The organism is Pseudoalteromonas sp. JSTW, assembly GCF_013423925.1.
Classification (GTDB): Bacteria; Pseudomonadota; Gammaproteobacteria; order Enterobacterales; family Alteromonadaceae; genus Pseudoalteromonas; species Pseudoalteromonas lipolytica.
In genome coordinates, this window is record NZ_CP058973.1 from 681458 (window position 1) to 699755 (window position 18298).

At 42.9% G+C, this 18298-nt stretch carries 15 protein-coding genes; 9 read left to right on the forward strand and 6 right to left on the reverse strand.

Going from position 1 to position 18298, the window contains the following annotated elements:
* Positions 1-97: 97 nt before the first annotated feature.
* The 6 genes from GZH31_RS19250 to GZH31_RS19275 form a co-directional block, all read right to left on the reverse strand.
* Positions 98-1642: a S8 family serine peptidase gene (locus GZH31_RS19250; protein ID WP_180311754.1), complete on the reverse strand. Its 1545-nt coding sequence runs from the start codon at positions 1640-1642 to the stop codon at positions 98-100.
* Positions 1643-1656: 14 nt separating this feature from the next.
* A complete protein-coding gene (locus tag GZH31_RS19255; RefSeq protein WP_036972400.1) occupies positions 1657-2238 on the reverse strand; it encodes a hypothetical protein in 582 nt (193 codons plus the stop codon).
* 486 nt (positions 2239-2724) lie between these two features.
* On the reverse strand, positions 2725-3204 hold the full coding sequence (locus GZH31_RS19260; protein WP_118845085.1) for a hypothetical protein: 480 nt from the start codon (positions 3202-3204) through the stop codon (positions 2725-2727).
* Positions 3205-3274: 70 nt separating this feature from the next.
* Entirely contained in the window at positions 3275-5908 is a 2634-nt protein-coding gene (locus GZH31_RS19265; RefSeq protein ID WP_036972402.1) for a hypothetical protein, read from the reverse strand.
* Positions 5908-6519: a hypothetical protein gene (locus tag GZH31_RS19270; protein ID WP_036972403.1), complete on the reverse strand. Its 612-nt coding sequence runs from the start codon at positions 6517-6519 to the stop codon at positions 5908-5910. The genes GZH31_RS19265 and GZH31_RS19270 overlap by 1 nt, the downstream gene beginning before the upstream one ends.
* Positions 6520-6923: 404 nt before the next feature.
* Positions 6924-7520, reverse strand: coding sequence for a hypothetical protein (locus GZH31_RS19275; protein WP_180311755.1), 597 nt, complete (start codon positions 7518-7520; stop codon positions 6924-6926).
* 242 nt (positions 7521-7762) lie between these two features.
* Here GZH31_RS19275 and ndk point away from each other — a divergent pair, with 242 nt between their 5' ends.
* From ndk to der, 9 genes are all read left to right on the forward strand, one after another.
* Complete coding sequence (gene ndk, locus GZH31_RS19280) at positions 7763-8194, forward strand: nucleoside-diphosphate kinase (protein WP_036972405.1); 432 nt, start codon at positions 7763-7765, stop codon at positions 8192-8194.
* Between the two features lie 172 nt (positions 8195-8366).
* On the forward strand, positions 8367-9497 hold the full coding sequence (locus GZH31_RS19285; RefSeq protein WP_036972406.1) for a bifunctional tRNA (adenosine(37)-C2)-methyltransferase TrmG/ribosomal RNA large subunit methyltransferase RlmN: 1131 nt from the start codon (positions 8367-8369) through the stop codon (positions 9495-9497).
* 113 nt (positions 9498-9610) lie between these two features.
* Positions 9611-11521 (forward strand): type IV pilus biogenesis/stability protein PilW, encoded by a 1911-nt coding sequence (pilW, locus tag GZH31_RS19290; protein WP_075593186.1) that lies wholly within the window; start codon positions 9611-9613, stop codon positions 11519-11521.
* Positions 11518-12375 carry a RodZ domain-containing protein gene (locus tag GZH31_RS19295; protein ID WP_180311756.1) on the forward strand — a complete coding sequence of 286 codons (858 nt, stop codon included), beginning with the start codon at positions 11518-11520 and terminating at the stop codon, positions 12373-12375. The genes pilW and GZH31_RS19295 overlap by 4 nt, the downstream gene beginning before the upstream one ends.
* A gap of 5 nt (positions 12376-12380) precedes the next feature.
* The gene (gene ispG / locus GZH31_RS19300; protein WP_036972409.1) at positions 12381-13499 is read left to right on the forward strand and encodes a flavodoxin-dependent (E)-4-hydroxy-3-methylbut-2-enyl-diphosphate synthase; all 1119 of its coding nucleotides are present in this window, start codon (positions 12381-12383) and stop codon (positions 13497-13499) included.
* Positions 13500-13631: 132 nt separating this feature from the next.
* Positions 13632-14906: a histidine--tRNA ligase gene (gene hisS / locus GZH31_RS19305; RefSeq protein ID WP_036972410.1), complete on the forward strand. Its 1275-nt coding sequence runs from the start codon at positions 13632-13634 to the stop codon at positions 14904-14906.
* A gap of 24 nt (positions 14907-14930) precedes the next feature.
* Positions 14931-15551: a tetratricopeptide repeat protein gene (locus GZH31_RS19310; protein ID WP_036972411.1), complete on the forward strand. Its 621-nt coding sequence runs from the start codon at positions 14931-14933 to the stop codon at positions 15549-15551.
* A gap of 9 nt (positions 15552-15560) precedes the next feature.
* A complete protein-coding gene (bamB, locus tag GZH31_RS19315; protein WP_036972412.1) occupies positions 15561-16739 on the forward strand; it encodes an outer membrane protein assembly factor BamB in 1179 nt (392 codons plus the stop codon).
* Positions 16740-16814: 75 nt separating this feature from the next.
* On the forward strand, positions 16815-18284 hold the full coding sequence (gene der / locus GZH31_RS19320) for a ribosome biogenesis GTPase Der (RefSeq protein ID WP_036972413.1): 1470 nt from the start codon (positions 16815-16817) through the stop codon (positions 18282-18284).
* Positions 18285-18298 lie beyond the last annotated feature (14 nt).

Genomic DNA, 18298 nt, shown 5'->3' on the forward strand with positions numbered 1-18298 from the left:
CTAATTAACGCCAAACATTGCTGCTTGCGAAACACAACGAAAAAAAGCGCCTTTTGGCGCTTTGGTATCAATAACAATGTATCTTATAACTCGTCAATTAATGAGCTGAGCCATCGCCCCCGCGTAACACGCCTTTTGGCGCACTACAGCCATGCTCAGAAATATAATCAACGGCGGCTTTTGCTTGAACAACCCCCCAGCCATAAGCATGATCATACCCAGCCTCGCCCTGATCATCCGCCGACGCACGAAGCGCTAAGCGAATACCATTTGCAGTACATTCAGGGAAATTACTCCACACCACAGCTGCCACGCCAGATACATGAGGTGTGGCCATTGAAGTGCCTGACTTGAAGTCATGATCTGTAAACTCGGCAACACTTATTGTGGTTTCCTTACCGAGATTTTCCATTAAATTAAGACCCTCATTTCTTGTCACAGAGCCAGCAATCATAGAAGTAGGGTTAATAGTACCGATAAGCTGGCTTTGGTTGTTATTACGAATAATAACTCCCACACCGCCATCCGCTTCACACTGTTCTACTTTTTTATGAAACGGAATTTCCCCTCGTTCGATTAGACAGATTTTTCCTGTTACATCGCCACAGCTCTGAGTACCTAAACCACAATCAACGAGCTCCCCTGTAACACGACCAAAACGCGAGCCATCCATTCCATAATATTGGAAATTAACATTATCTTGCGTGACATTAAATTTTGAAAAGCGCGCGCGGTCAACAGGCACAGTTGAGAAAACATTAACGCCTGGCGCTGATAACTCAACCTGTGAACTGCGCTGTGAAAAGCTTGCATGTTGCTTAACACTATCCACGGCGGCAACTGAAACCACACTATCGTAAGACGCAGGATAACTGTGTGATGCATCGCCTGAGTTACCTGCTGCTGCAATCATTAAAATATTATTACGCGCCACTTTATTAATTGCTCTTTCTTCAATCGGACTTGAATATTTGCCCCCTAAGCTCATGGAGATCACTGTTGAACCCGCTTGCTGACACTCATCAATGGCCCCAGCTAAATCAGAGGCATAAGCCCAACTACCGTTGCCTGCAAATACACGCACAATGTGCATATCCAGAGAGTGGTCACCCACAATACCTGCACTGCCTTTGTTGTCATCAATTGCAGCAATCGTGCCCGCAACATGCGTGCCATGACCAAATGGGTCTTCATACCAAACACCCGCGCCACCATCCGCTGAACCGGTCACGCCCGCACTCGGTAAATCAGGGTGACTTAATCCATAACCACTATCAATGACACACACCTTTTGACCGCCTTGATACTGCACTTTATCTGCCTGAACCATCGTATAGCCATAAGGTAAGAACTGCATCGGCTCTTCTGACATCAGTTTACGAGGTACATCGGGGTAAAACGCTTTAATATTGGATAAACCCGCTATCTCTGCCAATTGCGCTTTATTAATAGTGACTGCAAAACTCTCGAGTGACTTAATTTCTTTTTCTATTTTGACATTTTTAGCCTGTAGTGCCGATTTCACAATTGACGCTTTATTATTGTTCGCTTCAACCACTATGCGAAACGTCTGTTCTGCAAAACTGGGGAAACTACATGCGAGAGCCACACTTGCAGCAAGTACTGTTTTTTTATTAATCATCGTTGGGCTCCTTGTTATTGTGCAGTATTATCGTTTTTGCTCGCTGGGCAATCATGCAACTGAACGTTACCACTGATTGTTCCCGCATTGCTGTAACCTTGATATGGCCCAGACTCAAGCAACATCACATTTAAGAGCCCATTTGCACCAATCCCTGTTTTAACGCCTTCTGAAATATCCATCATACAGGCAAAGCCAACGCCCTCTCCCGGCGCTGTTGGGTTGGTTGAGCTATAATTAAACTCCACCTGATACATTCCCTCAGTGCAAATATCTTGCTTACAGTACAAACGCTCATCACCCGACTCTGCGCCCTCAGGATCAACGGGCTCTTCGCTGCATAATCCAGCACCATACACGTTTGCATTAAACGCTACACCGCCCATTTGCTGCCAATCAATTGCTGTTAAATCCTTATAATTAACCTGTCCAGATACATCACCATCGCATCGCGCAGCATGCGCAGTAAAGACAGCTTTGCCCGCTCCGCCTTTTGAATTAAGCGTTCCACCTGCTGACACTCGTGCATCTATTTTTGCACAGCCACTCAATATAGCGGCTGTTGCAATTAACAACCCTAACTGTGTTAGTTTCATATTTTTTTCCTTGTAGTTTGTTTTCATTATCGTTTTATCCACTGTGACGCAAACTAATATTTCGAGTATATACATCTAGTTAAGAGCGACAGCACAGTATTAGAGCAACCAATAAGAGAATTCAATACGCAGAAATAAGCAAAAATGAACAGCACAAATGTAAGCAGAAAAAACGCCTTTATTTACAACCTGTTAAAAATAAATTCACACAACGTTCATATGTACCAGTTTGTACCAAAGTGTAATCAAGCACCAAATAGCACATTAAAAGATCTTAATTAAACACTGTTACACTGTGGTTATAGTGCATTGTGATACCCATTCGCTTATGAGATGAATGGCTTTGAAACACGAGAAACTAACAGAGAAAAGAAAAAAGGTGACCAATCCTATGGCCACCTTTTTTAGATCAAACGCAATTAACTATCCAGGATAATTGGTTTTGATTTAGTTATGTTAACAGCAAAGCCATTCTCATAAAAATTTTTACACGCCTGTTAAGCGTTCGCGGCGCTTTTTCCACAACAGAAATTGATAGCCAAGCAAGCCTTCAGCTTGAATGTTAATTCGCCCGCCCGCCGCTTTTTCAACTTTCAAATGACCTTGCTTGTCATCATGCTGAAAGTTAAATAAAAACGTTGTAAGGGTTTGTTTATTTAAGGTAATCGCTATTTTCTGCTTAGTGTCTTCGAGTACACTCACCAGCTCATTTTCATTAAAACGATATTTTATTTGCTTATTCGTCGCTATGAGTTTAGGCAGTAACTTTGCGATATTATCATTCCAGTACACAGAGCGCTTTGCGTACTCAATTGATGCAGCCTCATCAAGTTCCCATGTTGTCTCAAGTTCCGTTGGAAACTCAGCCTCTACAGTGTTCGATTCTTGATTGATTTGTGCATGTAGGTTTTCAGCTGTGCCAATCACAGATAATAAGCACATTATTTTTATTATATTTTTAAACATAAACAATTCTTTGTTGTAACAATAAAATGGCCCACATTTTGAGTGGGCCATCCACTAACCTAGCAAAATACTAGTCATCTATGTGTTCACAGCGACCAAACTCTGCTCCGCCTTTCACCGCTTCAACAACTTGTTTCGGGAAACTTAGTTCTTGGTTTATGCCATGTTTACATACAAAGGCTTTGTTGGCATCGACTTCAATGGTCACTGGTGTGGGAAGTCCGACAATACCAGCCATCATTTCGGAGCCGTTGGCACTGACACCGAAAATGCCATTGGTCATGAAGTTTTTCGCTTCTACAACACCTTGCTTACCAAAGAACTCCTGACCTGTCATCCAACCAATACCTTCCATATAGATGGTCGAACCAGCAGGCATGCCATTGATAAGCAGGCGGCCTGTGATAACAGATAAATCATCATTGGCATCAAGTACCATGTTCAATGGTAAACCAGCAATTTCAGCAATTTCTTCATGGCTCATATTATAAGGTGCCGCACATAGGTTGTAGATGAACTGATAGTATGGAACATCTTCGCACCAACGTAGACCACCGAGATTAGTCACTTCATCTGTTTTAGCATTCCAGACTTTCACCCCCTCACCGAACGCTCGACGGCCAAATCCACGTTGTGCACCAAAGGCGATACGCTCACCATCATAAGAAATTACAGAAGAGTTGAGTGCTCCGAAGTCCTTGTAGAGGTCTCGTAACTTACCATCCACCCACGCAAGCTGAGAGTTATTGTTGTTGCCTGAGCCGGTCACTGTTTTACCGTTACCAGAGATTTTATCTGCACGCACCCATGCTTCGGTTCGCTCACCATTAATACGTACTTCATAGCCATCTCCCCAAGAGCGAGGAATAAACTCTAAGCCATCAGTTAATGGTGTTGCTTTGCCTGTTTTAACATCCCAGACTGTTGGAACGCCATATGAACTTGACGCCTTGTCTGGTGCACACTCTACGCCACCAGTATTGGGGCGGCGAGAATTACCAACAACGGTTTTACCAGCATCATCCATATCCCAAATAGAGTGCGAACTCACACCTGACTGACTTGCCAGCGCACAGGTGTTATTGCTTGGGTCTTCAAGCACAGAGAGGTGGCCTGAACTGATATCCCATACTGCACCTTGACCAATGCCGTTACCGTCAAGATCAGCAATAACTGCCGCCTTTGTGGCTGTTTTACTCATCGCAGCAGAAGTGGCTTTTAAAGGCGCAAAACCTTGCGGCGTCTCCAGTGTTTCAAAAGTATTCTGTGTGCTGTTATAAATAAATGGTGTACCACCCTGAGTAGTACCTAATGCTTTCTTGCCATTTTTTGCATGATCGCTTACCCAGGCTGCCACAAGCGGGGTGTATTGAATACCATCTTGATAGCCATTGAAGTACATTTCAACTTCTTTAGTTTCACCTCCAGCGACAATGATTTCGGTCATGTTACACGCATTGTCAAGCGCTGGCGAAGTGCCTTCATCTTCATTCCAATATTCATTTTCAGAAATGATATCGGTTGGTGTCGTGGGGTAGCCGCCAGCACGAATTGGATCCATATACAGCGCATAGCGGCCACCAGGCGTTAAGCCGTTGATTGTGAATGAGCCATCAGGGCCTATACGCCCTTGGGTCATATTCCCACTTTGTTGGGTGATTACGTCTTGCAATGGATTATCGAGGTTACGGGCAACCATATTCATGCCTGCATACTCAACACCTTCTTTGGTGTAAAGTTTTCCTTTAATGGTTCCGTATTTGGTTTTGTAATCCGCAGTTGGATATAAATCAGAGATATTGACGATATCATCGCGTACATTGACCGTACCCTGTGCTTCGCCCTCGATACCACGTACATTAATAAATGGAAACATTGTTTCGATACTGTCGACAGGCGCACTATTCCGCCCAGTGTACGAATTCGTACCCGCACAACCAGCAACACCATCATACATAAGGTAGTTTGGGTTAGCTATATAGGTAAAGTGACCATTTGCCTGTGAGTGTGACATATTCATCGCGTGGCCAAACTCATGAGTAAATACGCCTTGTATCATCTTACCCTCGGTGTCGTTGATATCGACATACCATCCATTCATCAGCGCAGTTGCTTCTAGAATTTCACCCGTTTCTTCATCTGCCCATTCAGGAAAAGCAATACCGAGCACAGATGAACGAGGAACTCCAAAGTAATTTTCGAGGATCGCACCGTCAGTATCATAGTTAACCCAAAAACCGTAGCCGTTTTCGGCGCCATATATTTGGTCAACATTAGAAGCGTTAACGTCGCTAATACCGGTTTGACTTTCAATTGTGCCTGCAAGTGCCATGTCTAAGGTTGAGGTTTCAACATTTGACCACTGTGCGACAGCATCTGCTGTGACTGCATTCGCCTGCTCAATCGTTAGAAAAGTGTAATCTCGGTCTAAAGGAACGTATTTTGGTAACACAGTGCCATCTGGTAAAGTTATATCGACATTGAATGTCGTGCCTTGCTCTAATATGGTAAAAGCCTGAACGTCGTTACCGTCTTTGTCTTTAATAACTTGACCACCATCCGTCCATACAGGAATAGTGCCTTTGGAGGTGTCCCATTTATACGGTGCCATGGTTTTATCATGAATATATAAAGGGCCGCCAGCGAGTGAACTGGCTGAAAGAGTGGCTAAGGCAAGGGCTGCTGTAATTTTTGAAAATTTCATTATTGTTGTACTCCAGTCAGTTTACCCACCAAATTTATAAATACATCGGCCTTAACTGCTCCCGGACTGGTGAGCATATTGCGTTCTTCATTTGAAAAATTAGATGTATCCATGTCTTCAAATAGACCGGCATTTGCAAATTCGTTTACGACTTTGCCATCGCGTACAACAAACTTACCTTGTGCCATGCCCGCAGTTGTTTGAAAACCGGTAATAGAAGCTGGTTTGTACATAAAAGCAATGACGTTTTCACCTTCATGCCACTTTGCGAAACCATCTGGAGTAACCCCTAAATACACTTTGCCATTGCCCATTGAGCGAGGCTTAATTAAACCAAATTGACGAAAAGTGTAGGTCGAGTTTTCTTTTAATTTGCCTTTTGCATCAGACCCAACTTGAATAGTGACTTCAGTGTAAGGACGCTTGTTGTCAAACCCATCGGTTACTTTAATAACCTCGCCAGTAATAATACTTTGAGATGCTTGCGTTAGTTCTTGTAAGTTTTGTTGCTTTAATTTCATTGCATTGGCAGCTGGCGACAATGCCATCGCAGTGCCTAGTGCAAAAATAGATGCACATGACAGCTTGGTTAATGACCTGCGTAGTTTCATTCATATCTCCTATCATTCTTTAATTCGTGTATTTATTGTTTTAAATCAGGATTTATAACTACAAAAAACCTAATCACTAATTATTTATGGTTGAATAAAGACAAGAGTTCACGCAAAAAAATGTAGCCTTTTGTACACTTAAATTTAACATCTAGGTTACAATTTAAAAGGTGCTTATTTTTTATTTTAAGGTAGGGTAAAAAGAAGAAAAGTGAATTTAAAACCTATATATTCAGAAAGTTAAAGTTATAGAAGTATAACACATTGGTATACGTTAACAGCGCAAAAGTGAATGAAAGGTTAACAAAAATAAGGTTGTAAAAAGGAATGTTCCACCTAGATAAGTAAAGTAGCGATATGCAAAGTAACTTCACTTATCTAGTTCTAGTGCCTTTTATGATTGCCTAAAAAAGCGCAACTTCTTCTGTTTCGAGTGTGAACGTTTTACCATTTGCAAAATAAATATCTATATAAAAAATATGACTGCTTTGCAGTTCAGGCGCTTGATTTGGTTTTAGTTCAATAAACACAGGTGCTGTAGTAGGTAATATGTCAGCAAAATCAGCGACACTGGCATAGCCTCCCTCATTAAAGTAGTCAAAGTCATTCACATACATCTCTGTGACATTGAAGATACTATTCAAGCTCATACCAGCCGTTAGTTCGCTGCTATAATCGGCGCTTGAATAAACATTAATTGCAGTGATGCTATTAATACTACCAAGCACCACAGCCGCCACTGGGCAATCAGCGTATTCTTTATTAGGATCTGGTTCGTTACCGTCTTGATAAACACCGTCACCTATTCCGCTTAGCTTGATTTTATAGGTGTCAAAGGCAATGGGTGTAAGTGTATTTGCGCTATCCTGTTCAGCTACCACAGCGTAGTTAGCAATATCGATGGCTACAGGTGAAGGCGGACATGTTAATTCATCATTTGAATCTGAATTACAGCCAGCTAAAACACTAGCAAGTAAACCTATTAAAAGAAGTTTTTTCATTGTTTTTCCTTATTTTAGTACTCTATTTTCCTTGCTGAAAATGATAGCCCAAAATCCCTCTGCAGTAACAACTTTGCAGTCATAATTGAATTAAAGGCAGCCTTTTAGGGCAATCGCCTAAAGGATCATAAAAATGCCATCTATGCTCTATTTAATAAAATTAGGAATTTTAGCGTAAAGCGCGTATAATTCGCGCCCGTTAATATTTAACCTTTTATATATAAAATTATTGGAGCACAAAGATGGCTTTAGAGCGTACTTTTTCAATCGTAAAACCTGATGCAGTTGCTAAAAACCACATCGGCGCTATCTACAACCGTTTCGAAACTGCAGGTCTTAAGATCGTTGCAGCTAAAATGGTTCACCTTTCAAAAGAAAAAGCTGAAGGCTTCTACGCTGAGCACAGCGAGCGTCCTTTCTTCGGTGCTTTAGTTGAGTTCATGACATCTGGTCCAGTAATGGTTACTGTTCTTGAAGGTGAGAACGCTGTACTTAAAAACCGTGAAATCATGGGTGCTACTAACCCAGCTGAAGCGCTAGCAGGTACATTACGTGCTGACTACGCTGACAGCATCGACGAAAATGCTGTTCACGGTTCAGACGCTGTTGAATCAGCTGCACGTGAAATCGCATACTTCTTCGCTGACGAAGAAATCTGCCCACGTACTCGTTAATATCGAGTTCACAGCTAAGTCTGTGATGCAGAAGAAAAAGGGCTTTCGAGCCCTTTTTTAGTCATTAGCTAAGCTTATTATTCGTCTGTTTAGCTAATGACTAAGTCGATTAAATAATATACAATCGCGCACCCTAAATACTTATACCACCGTCACTGATTGAGGTTGTTTCATGACCACAGAAAAAAAGATTAATTTATTAGATTTAAACCGAGATGCAATGCGTGAGCTTTTTGTATCCTTCGGCGAAAAGCCGTTCCGTGGCGATCAGGTGATGAAATGGATTTATCATTTTGGTGTAGATAATTTTGACGACATGAGCAACGTCAATAAAAAGTTAAAAGAAAAGCTTAAAGCTGAATGTGAAATTGTTGCACCCGAGATCTCAGTAAAACAAGTAGCAAGTGATGGCACAATTAAATATGCCTTATTGCTACAAGGTGGCCAAGAAGTTGAAGCTGTGTGGATCCCTGAAAAAGACCGTGCAACCTTATGTGTATCGTCACAAGTAGGCTGTGCGCTAGAATGTACTTTCTGCTCAACAGCGCAGCAAGGCTTTAACCGTAACCTAACGGTATCTGAAATTATTGGCCAAGTATGGCGTGTTGCTAAAGATATTGGCCTTGATGGCGATAGCACCAAACGCCCTGTTACTAATGTTGTAATGATGGGTATGGGTGAGCCACTTTTAAACCTTAAGAATGTTGTGCCAGCAATGGAACTGATGATGGATGACTGGGGTTTTGGTCTATCAAAGCGTCGCGTTACACTGAGCACATCTGGTGTTGTTCCTGCTCTTGATTTACTAAAAGAAAAAATCGACGTTGCGTTGGCCATCTCTCTTCACGCGCCAAACAACGAGCTACGTGACGTGCTAGTGCCTATCAATAAAAAGTACCCAATTGAAGAGTTTTTAGCGGCGTGTCGTCGTTACATCGATGGCTCAAAAGCGAATAAAGATGTCACTATTGAGTACGTCATGTTGCAAGGCATTAACGACAGCACCGACCAAGCCCATGAACTGGTTAAAACATTAAAAGGGACACCGTCTAAAGTAAACCTTATTCCGTTTAACCCATTCCCTGGCAACGAATATGGTCGCTCAAGTAATAGCCGTATTGACCGTTTTTCTAAAGTACTACAAGCGGCAGGCATTACCTGTATTGTTCGACGTACTCGTGGTGACGATATTGATGCAGCCTGCGGTCAATTAGTGGGCGATGTGGTTGACAGAACAAAGCGTTTAGCGAAAAAGAAAATGCGCGATGACAACGCAATTGCTGTTAATATTCATCAAGCATAATCGTTAAATCCAAGACAAGCCTTTGTGTTAAGCAGCTTATTTTTAAAATAATAGATGCAAGACAAAGGCTTTTCGGTAAGATAGGCATACGGAATCAAACAAGAGATTAGGTAATGCGATCTTTACTTGCCATAACTGTTAGTGCTTTAGCATTAGCTGGGTGTGTCACAGAAAACAGCTACAACGGAAGTAACAAACCTGTTGTTGAAAATAAAATCAATAATACTGGTGCCGCGCGTACTCGTATAGCCCTTGCTTTACAGTACTTAAAAACAGGCAATAACTCGCAAGCAAAGTATAATTTGGAGCGTGCAGCTGACTTCGCACCGCAACTACCTGAAGTACACTATTCTCTGGCATATTATTATCAGCAAGTTGATGAAAATGAGTTGGCCGACAGGGCCTATCAACAAGCATTAAAACTTGATCCCGACGATCCTAATACCTTAAATAACTATGGGGTCTTTTTATGTGGTATCGGTGAATATGACCGCGCCGCAGAAGAACTCCTTAAAGCCATTGCGATTCCAAGCTATATTCGTGTAGCCGAAAGTTACGAAAACTTAGCGTTATGCGCCGTTGAGTTTAATGATTTTGAAAATGCTGAAAAATATTTTAAATCAGCATTAAGCCACAGCTCACAACGCCCATCATCATTAATAAACCTTGCAGGTTTATATTATGCTAAAAGCGACTTACATAAAGCACAGGAAGTCGTGGAGCAATTTGAATCTACAGGCCGTGTCACTCCTCGCGCTTTAATGCTAAGTTACCTTATTCAACAACGCATGGGCCACATTGAAAAAGCAGAAACCACGGCGGCCATTATTTTACAAACTTACCCCGGCTCAAGTGAAGCTAAAGCCATCTCCTCTCAGCAGTTAAAGAGCACTGAATTTGAGATTTTACGAGAAAAATACCGCCTTTCTCAGTTAGAAGAACTGCTCATTTCAAGCGATTACTCGTCGGTAAGTAAAGATCAGCCAAAAATCCGTATCGTAAAGAAAAAAGCACCGCCTAAGCCACAACAAGCAAGTTCGGCGAGCACAACAGTAGCTGCAAACACAACAATAGAGCCTGTCGCGACAATTAAACCTGTCGCAACTGAAGAATCAGCAGCGGTGTCTGTCGCTGCAGAACCAACAGACACACAACCTGTGGCAACCATGCCAACGCCCGCAGACTCATTACCAGAAGTAAAATCTGTTGAAGTTGCGCAAGCTGATATTGAGCACGTTGCCGCAGTGGAAGAAAAGGCCGCAGTCGAAGAAGAGGCCGCTGTCACGGCACCTAAACAACAGCCAGTGGCAACCGTACAAAAAACGCAGCCTAAAATAGGCGGTTTTACCACCGTGTCATCACGCCCAGTAGTAAAAACCGCGGTGGCTAACGATACCTCAGCAGTTGTGAATGCACTTGGTTCATCACAAACCACAATGCCAGCAGCTGAGCCCACACAAACAAACAGTGATGACGTAAAAATTGTTTCATTTGGTGCTCCACAAACACCTGAAATAAAACAGCAAATTGAGCCATCTACAAACGCGGTAAAAAAAGACACTGGCACCGTAGTTTTTTACGAAGCAGAAAAAGATGCCGATGTATTTAACACCCGTTCTTCTCGTTCTGCGCAAACAAGTAACACGCGCTACAGCGTCAGCACAGAGCAATTACAACTGCCCATGCTGAACCCCAGTGTCGCCGCATTAAATATTCCTTACCATGTTATTCAAAATGGTGAAAACCTATTTAGCATTTCGGTGCGATACAATGTTAAACTACAGAAGATTTTGCAATGGAATGGCTTAAAAGAATCGGATCGTGTGCAAAACGGCACAAAAATCTATTTAAATGATCCGCACATTTACCATGACATTAACGCTGGCGATACTCTTTATGGCATAGCCACCCAGCATAGCGTATTGATCGATCAATTAATGCGCTGGAACAAATTGAGCCCAGATGTAGCCCTAAAACCTGGGCATAGACTCTTATTGGTAGACCCAGACTCATACGCATTATGAATGAAGAAAACACGTTAGAACAACCGCAAGAAACGCTCGGCCAAGCGCTAAAAAAGCACCGCGAAAATGCGGGAGTGAGCCTTGAGCAACTTGCCGGAGCATTAAAATTATCTGTTTTACAATTACAGAGACTAGAAAACGACGAACACGAGTTACTTGGCCCTGCCACGTTTATTAAAGGCTATATTAAAAGTTATTGCCGAGAGCTTAAAATTGACAGTCAAGCCATGCTTGCATTACTGCCTGAGCAGATAGAACCTGCGAAAAAGTCAAAAATGCAAAGTTTCTCTCGTCGTACTGAAAAAGAAGCACATGACAGCCGCTTAATGTTGTTCAGCTACTTTATTTTAGCTGTAATCATTGGCTCGTCTGTTTTTTGGTGGTGGCAAAATAGCGCACCAGCGATTGAAGAGCCCATTAAGACAATTCAGCCAAATCAACTTGAAACAAGTGAACTTTCGTCCCCTGTTCAAGAGCCTCCCGTTGGCCAAGAACACACTGAAAGTGCAGCACCAATCAGTACTGATTTAGCTGTTGCAGAGTCTGAACCAGCCTCTGCGACAACACCACCTGTGACACCAGAGCAAGCAAGCTCAAGCGATCCTGAACAAAGCACCATTGTCATGCACTTTAATGAAGACAGCTGGGTTGAAATTCACGATGGCAACGGTGACCGCGTAGCATTTGGCGTAAAAAAAGCCGGCTACGTCATGACTGTCACAGGTCCACAGCCATTTAATGTCGTGCTAGGCAAACACCAAATGGTTGATATTACGTTTGAAGGTCAACCTGTCGACACCTCACATTTTGCCAAAAACCGATTAGCTAAATTTACTTTACCGTTATCAGAGTAACCGCAATGTTTTCAGAATCTCCTATTAAACGCAGAAAATCGACACGCATTAACGTAGGCAATGTCCCCATTGGTGATGGTGCACCGATTGCTGTTCAGTCGATGACTAACACCAACACATTAGATGTCGATGCGACGGTTGCACAAATTCAAGCCATTCAAGACGCTGGAGCCGATATCGTTCGTGTTTCAGTGCCTACCATGGAAGCGGCTGAAGCATTTAAAAGCATAAAAGAACAGGTCACTATTCCACTGGTGACTGATATTCACTTTGACTACCGCATTGCACTAAAAGTAGCGCAGTATGGCGCAGATTGTTTACGTATCAACCCAGGTAATATTGGCAGTGAAGAACGTATTCGTGCAGTGGTAGACTCTGCACGCGAGCACAATATTCCCATTCGTATTGGTGTAAATGGCGGCTCATTAGAGCGCGATTTACAAGAGAAATACGGCGAGCCAACGCCCGAAGCATTACTAGAATCAGCAATGCGCCATGTTGAGATTTTGCAACGTTTAGACTTTGATCAATTTAAAGTCTCGGTTAAAGCATCAGACGTATTCTTAGCGGTCGGTGCGTATCGACTCCTTGCCAAAGAAATTGATCAGCCACTGCATTTAGGTATTACGGAAGCTGGCGGTATGCGTTCTGGCTCAGTCAAGTCAGCGGTGGGTTTAGGTATGCTGCTTGCCGAAGGTATTGGCGACACATTACGTGTGTCACTTGCGGCTGATCCAGTGCAAGAGATCAAAGTTGGCTTCGATATATTAAAATCGTTGCGTATTCGCTCGCGTGGTATCAACTTTATTGCGTGTCCAAGCTGTTCGCGTCAAGAGTTTGATGTTGTTAGCACGATGAACCAACTCGAAGAACGTCTTGAAGACGTTGTTGAACCCATGTCAGTGTCTGTCATTGGGTGTGTGGTTAATGGTCCGGGTGAAGCCCTCGTGAGTGATATTGGCCTTGCGGGTGCAAACCGTCGTTCAGGCCTTTACATTAATGGCGAGCGTCAAAAAGCACGTATCGATAACGACAACATTGTTGACCAGCTCGAAGGCTATGTGCGCGACTTTATCGCTAAAAAAGAGAAAGAAACGCCAATCGACATCAAAATAGTTGAATAATACGAATATAGTCGGCAAACCCAGCGGTTTGCCGTTTACCTTTACCGCTCAGACGTTATAATAGCGGGTCAATTTTTAGTTTTCTTGATGCGTAATGATTATTTACGCAAGTACAGTATTTAGGATTTATCAGTGGCAAAACAAATTCAGGCAGTTCGTGGTATGAACGATTGTCTGCCAGGCGACACGCAGATTTGGCAGAAAGTAGAAAATATCTTACGTGATACCGTTTCATCGTTTGGTTATCAAGAAATTCGTTTTCCAATTGTTGAGTCAACCGATCTATTTAAACGCTCTATTGGTGAAGTTACTGATATCGTTGAAAAAGAAATGTACACATTTGCTGACCGTAATGGCGATAACCTAACACTTCGCCCTGAAGGAACCGCGGTGTGTGTACGTGCAGGTAACCAAAATGGCTTACTGTACAATCAAGAACAACGTTTATGGTACATGGGACCGATGTTCCGCCATGAACGTCCACAAAAAGGCCGTTATCGCCAATTCCACCAATTTGGTTTAGAAACATTCGGCATTGCCACTGCCGACATTGACGCAGAAGTTATTTTGCTTACAGCCCAATTATGGAAAGAATTTGGTATTAGCGAACACGTTCGTCTAGAGCTTAACTCATTAGGCTCTAATGAAGCACGTGCTGATTATCGTGATGCCCTTGTTGCCTACTTAGAGCAACATGTTGATGTGCTAGATGAAGACTCAAAACGTCGCATGTATTCTAACCCATTACGTGTTTTAGACAGTAAAAATCCAGATGTACAAGCAATCTTAACTGATGCACCAAAACTGTCTGAGCATTTAGATGCTGAATCAAAAGAACATTTTGAAAATTTATGTGAACGTTTAGACGCAGCTGGCGTCGAATACACGGTAAACGAAAAGCTTGTACGTGGCCTTGACTATTACAACCGCACAGTTTTTGAGTGGGTGACAGATAGTCTGGGCGCACAAGGAACCGTATGTGCCGGTGGTCGCTACGACGGCCTAGTTGAGCAACTAGGTGGTAAAGCAACCCCAGCCGTTGGTTTTGCAATGGGTCTTGAACGTTTAGTTCTGCTACTACAAGCATTAGAATGTGTAGGTGACATTCGTCGCAGTGCTGATGTATATTTGGCAGCCATGGGCGACAAAGCCAGTATTCAAGCGCCTATCATCGCAGCTCAACTTCGCAAAGATGTGGCGGGTCTTCGAGTGATGGTTCACGCTGGCGGCGGCAATTTTAAAAAGCAATTAAAACGCGCTGATAAAAGCGATGCATTAGTTGCGCTCATTATCGGCGAAGATGAATTAGAACAAGGCGTTGTGACTGTAAAATATTTACGTGAGCGTAAAGAACAAGTCACCTTAAAACTAGAAGAAGCGAAAACGCTACTAGCTGAACTTATTTAAGTTCAGTTAGCAACAGAGGTAAGCATGGAAATTTATTCAACAGAAGAACAACAAGCAGAAGCGATTAAACGCTTTTTTCGTGAAAACGGTGTCGCACTGGCAGTGGGTATTATCGCAGGCCTAGGTGGTTTGTATGGCTGGAAAGCATATAATCAACACCAAATCACCAGTGCTGAAAATGCATCAGACTCATTCACTCAACTTGTTGATAGCGGTGCCGTGCTAGACAAAGCAGAAACGTTTATCAAAGATAATAATGAATCAAGCTACAGTACCTTAGTTGCTTTCGTTGCAGCTAAAGAAGCCGTAGAAAAAAATGATCTTGATGCGGCAAGTGAAAAACTTAATTGGATTATCACGCACGAGAAAAACACCGAGTTAAAAGCCACAGCTGCAACGCGTCTTGCTCGTGTTCATCTTGCACAAAAGCAGTATGAGCAAGCATTAGCAACATTAAACTCAACGTTACCAGAATCATTTGCTGCAACGGTTGCGGAATTAAAAGGCGATGTGTTTGCTGCACAAGGTGACAAAGACCAAGCGCGCAGCCAATATCAAGCTGCGGCTGATAAAGGTGGCCTTGAAAATAACCCGTTATTACAAATTAAACTTGATGACTTAGCACAAACTAGCCCAGCGGCATAAGGGGTTAAGATGAAGAAGTTAACAGCGGCAACACTTGCTCTGTGTATTGCGACCCTAACAGGGTGTTCATCAAGTGATGACGAAGATGAATTAGTATTACCAGAAATTGTTAATCAGTTTGAAACAAAGGTTGTTTGGCAAGAGTCGATTGGTGATGGTGTTCAGCACTATTTTTCTCGCCTCACTCCAGCGGTATATAACGACGTTGTGTATGTTGCCAACCGTGAAGGTGAAGTAGAAGCCTTATCGCTTGAAAATGGCGATACTCTTTGGCATACCGATGTACGTGAAAACCCCGCTTTTTGGCCTTGGGAAACATCTGAGAGCGCTAAATTATCAGGCGGTATTTTACAAGCTTATGGTAAAATATTCGTTGGCTCTGAGCACGGCTATTTAACTGCTCTTGACCGCGAAACGGGTGAAATTATTTGGCGCAAAACAGTGCCGGGCGAAGTACTTTCAAAACCAGCTGCGGGCGATGGCCTAATATTCGTTAATTTGGGTTCTGGTAAATTACTCGCCATTCACCCAGACACAGGTGAAGAACGCTGGCGTTATGAGCAAGAAGTACCGCCACTAACACTGCGTGGCCAAAGCTCACCAACGGTTGCGAATGGTGGGGTATTAATAGGCCTTGAAACAGGCAAGCTCAACGTATTAATTTCAGAAAACGGTTATTCTGCTTGGAGCGCTGAAATTGCGTCACCAAAAGGGGCTTCTGAGTTTGAGCGTTTAGTTGATGTCGATACACAAGCTTTAATTAGCGGCCCATATGCTTATGCTATCGCCTATAATGGTAACTTAGCAGCCGTGGATATTCGCTCTGGTAATGTTGTATGGAAACGTGAGTACAGCAGCTACCGTGATTTATCGATGGACAGTCAATATATCTATATTGTTGACAGCAACGGTGTGGTATACGGCTTAGATAAAGTGTCTGGTATTGAACGTTGGAGCCAACCTGCTCTACGTGGCTGGTACTTAACAGGCCCAACAGTTGCTGGAAAATATTTAGCATTGGGTGACCAAGAAGGTAACCTACACTGGTTAGATAAAGAGTCGGGCGAGCTTGTATCGCGTGAAGACTTTGACAGCTCAGGTTTCTTTATTGAGCCTGTTGTTGCCGGTGACAAGTTAATTTTATACACCCGAGATGGTGAAGTTAGCGCGGTTAAAATTCCAGACTAACTTACTAATAGTAAACGTTATTTTTCTAAGGCTTCGCTTGGCGAAGCCTTTTGTTGTTTTTTAAAGAGGTAGTTTATGCTTCCCGTGATCGCTCTTGTTGGGCGACCCAATGTGGGCAAATCCACATTATTTAACCGTTTAACACGTACTCGTGACGCCCTCGTTGCCGATTTTCCAGGCTTAACACGAGATAGAAAATATGGCCAAGCTGACTATGATGGCTATGAATTTATCGTGGTAGACACGGGCGGTATTGACGGCTCTGAGCAAGGTATCGAAACTGAAATGGCCGAGCAATCGTTACTCGCGATTGAAGAAGCCGATATCGTATTATTTTTAGTTGATGCGCGCGCAGGCATGACAGCCGCAGACCAAGCAATTGCTAATCACCTACGTAAACAGCAAAAGAAATGCTTTGTTGTCGCAAACAAAGTAGATGGTATTGATGCTGACTCATACTGTGCAGAGTTTTTTCAATTAAGCTTAGGTGATATTCACCACATTGCCGCAGCTCACGGTCGTGGTATTACGCAGTTACTTGAAACAACACTTCAACCAGTTATCGCTGAAATGGCTGCACAAAACGATGACGTTGAAGAAAGTGATGACGAATTAATTGATCTTTACAGTGAAGACGACGACAGCGAAGAGAACCAACAAGCATTTGCAGATAAACCTGTAAAACTCGCAATCATTGGTCGCCCAAATGTGGGTAAGTCTACGCTGACTAACCGTATTTTAGGTGAAGAACGCGTTATCGTTTACGATATGCCAGGTACTACACGCGACTCTATCTACATTCCGATGACGCGTAATGACAAAGAGTACATCCTTATTGATACCGCTGGTGTTCGTAAGCGTAAAAAAGTAAGCGACGTTGTTGAGAAATTTTCTGTTATCAAAACGCTGCAAGCTATTGAAGATGCAAACGTTGTATTACTGGTTGTTGATGCTCGCGAAGGCATTTCAGATCAAGACTTAAGCTTATTAGGGTTTGCCTTAAATGCAGGTCGTTCGCTCGTTGTAGCCGTAAACAAATGGGACGGCTTAGACGATTACGTTAAAGAGCGAATCAAATCTGAGCTTGACCGTCGTTTAGGCTTTATTGACTTTGCACGTTTACACTTTATCTCTGCGTTACACGGCACCGGTGTGGGTCACTTATTTGAATCAGTTGATGAAGCATATGAGTCTGCGACTAAGCGTATTAGTACTGCAATGCTACGTCGTATCATGGACATGGCTCAAGCGGATCATCAGCCACCTCTCGTTCGTGGCCGTCGTGTTAAGCTTAAATATGCGCATGCCGGTGGTTATAACCCACCACGTATCGTTATTCACGGTAACCAAGTTCATGACTTACCTGATAGCTATAAACGCTACCTAATGAACTACTATCGTAAAGCATTGAATATCATGGGCACACCTATCAAAATTGAATTTAGAGAAGGTGATAACCCATACGCAGGTCGCACTAATAAAGTGACCTTATCGCAAAAACGTAAAATACGTGCATTTGCGAAAGAAAACCGCAATAAGTCATAAACTTCATTCGGTCA

Coding starts and splice junctions, on each gene's coding strand:
- pilW (WP_075593186.1), top strand. CDS start 9,611: ATGCGATCTTTACTTGCCATAACTGTTAGTGCTTTAGCATTAGCTGGG.
- ispG (WP_036972409.1), top strand. CDS start 12,381: ATGTTTTCAGAATCTCCTATTAAACGCAGAAAATCGACACGCATTAAC.
- der (WP_036972413.1), top strand. CDS start 16,815: ATGCTTCCCGTGATCGCTCTTGTTGGGCGACCCAATGTGGGCAAATCC.
- ndk (WP_036972405.1), top strand. CDS start 7,763: ATGGCTTTAGAGCGTACTTTTTCAATCGTAAAACCTGATGCAGTTGCT.
- GZH31_RS19275 (WP_180311755.1), bottom strand. CDS start 7,520: ATGAAAAAACTTCTTTTAATAGGTTTACTTGCTAGTGTTTTAGCTGGC.
- GZH31_RS19310 (WP_036972411.1), top strand. CDS start 14,931: ATGGAAATTTATTCAACAGAAGAACAACAAGCAGAAGCGATTAAACGC.
- bamB (WP_036972412.1), top strand. CDS start 15,561: ATGAAGAAGTTAACAGCGGCAACACTTGCTCTGTGTATTGCGACCCTA.
- GZH31_RS19255 (WP_036972400.1), bottom strand. CDS start 2,238: ATGAAACTAACACAGTTAGGGTTGTTAATTGCAACAGCCGCTATATTG.
- GZH31_RS19295 (WP_180311756.1), top strand. CDS start 11,518: ATGAATGAAGAAAACACGTTAGAACAACCGCAAGAAACGCTCGGCCAA.
- GZH31_RS19270 (WP_036972403.1), bottom strand. CDS start 6,519: ATGAAACTACGCAGGTCATTAACCAAGCTGTCATGTGCATCTATTTTT.
- GZH31_RS19285 (WP_036972406.1), top strand. CDS start 8,367: ATGACCACAGAAAAAAAGATTAATTTATTAGATTTAAACCGAGATGCA.
- GZH31_RS19250 (WP_180311754.1), bottom strand. CDS start 1,642: ATGATTAATAAAAAAACAGTACTTGCTGCAAGTGTGGCTCTCGCATGT.
- GZH31_RS19265 (WP_036972402.1), bottom strand. CDS start 5,908: ATGAAATTTTCAAAAATTACAGCAGCCCTTGCCTTAGCCACTCTTTCA.
- GZH31_RS19260 (WP_118845085.1), bottom strand. CDS start 3,204: ATGTTTAAAAATATAATAAAAATAATGTGCTTATTATCTGTGATTGGC.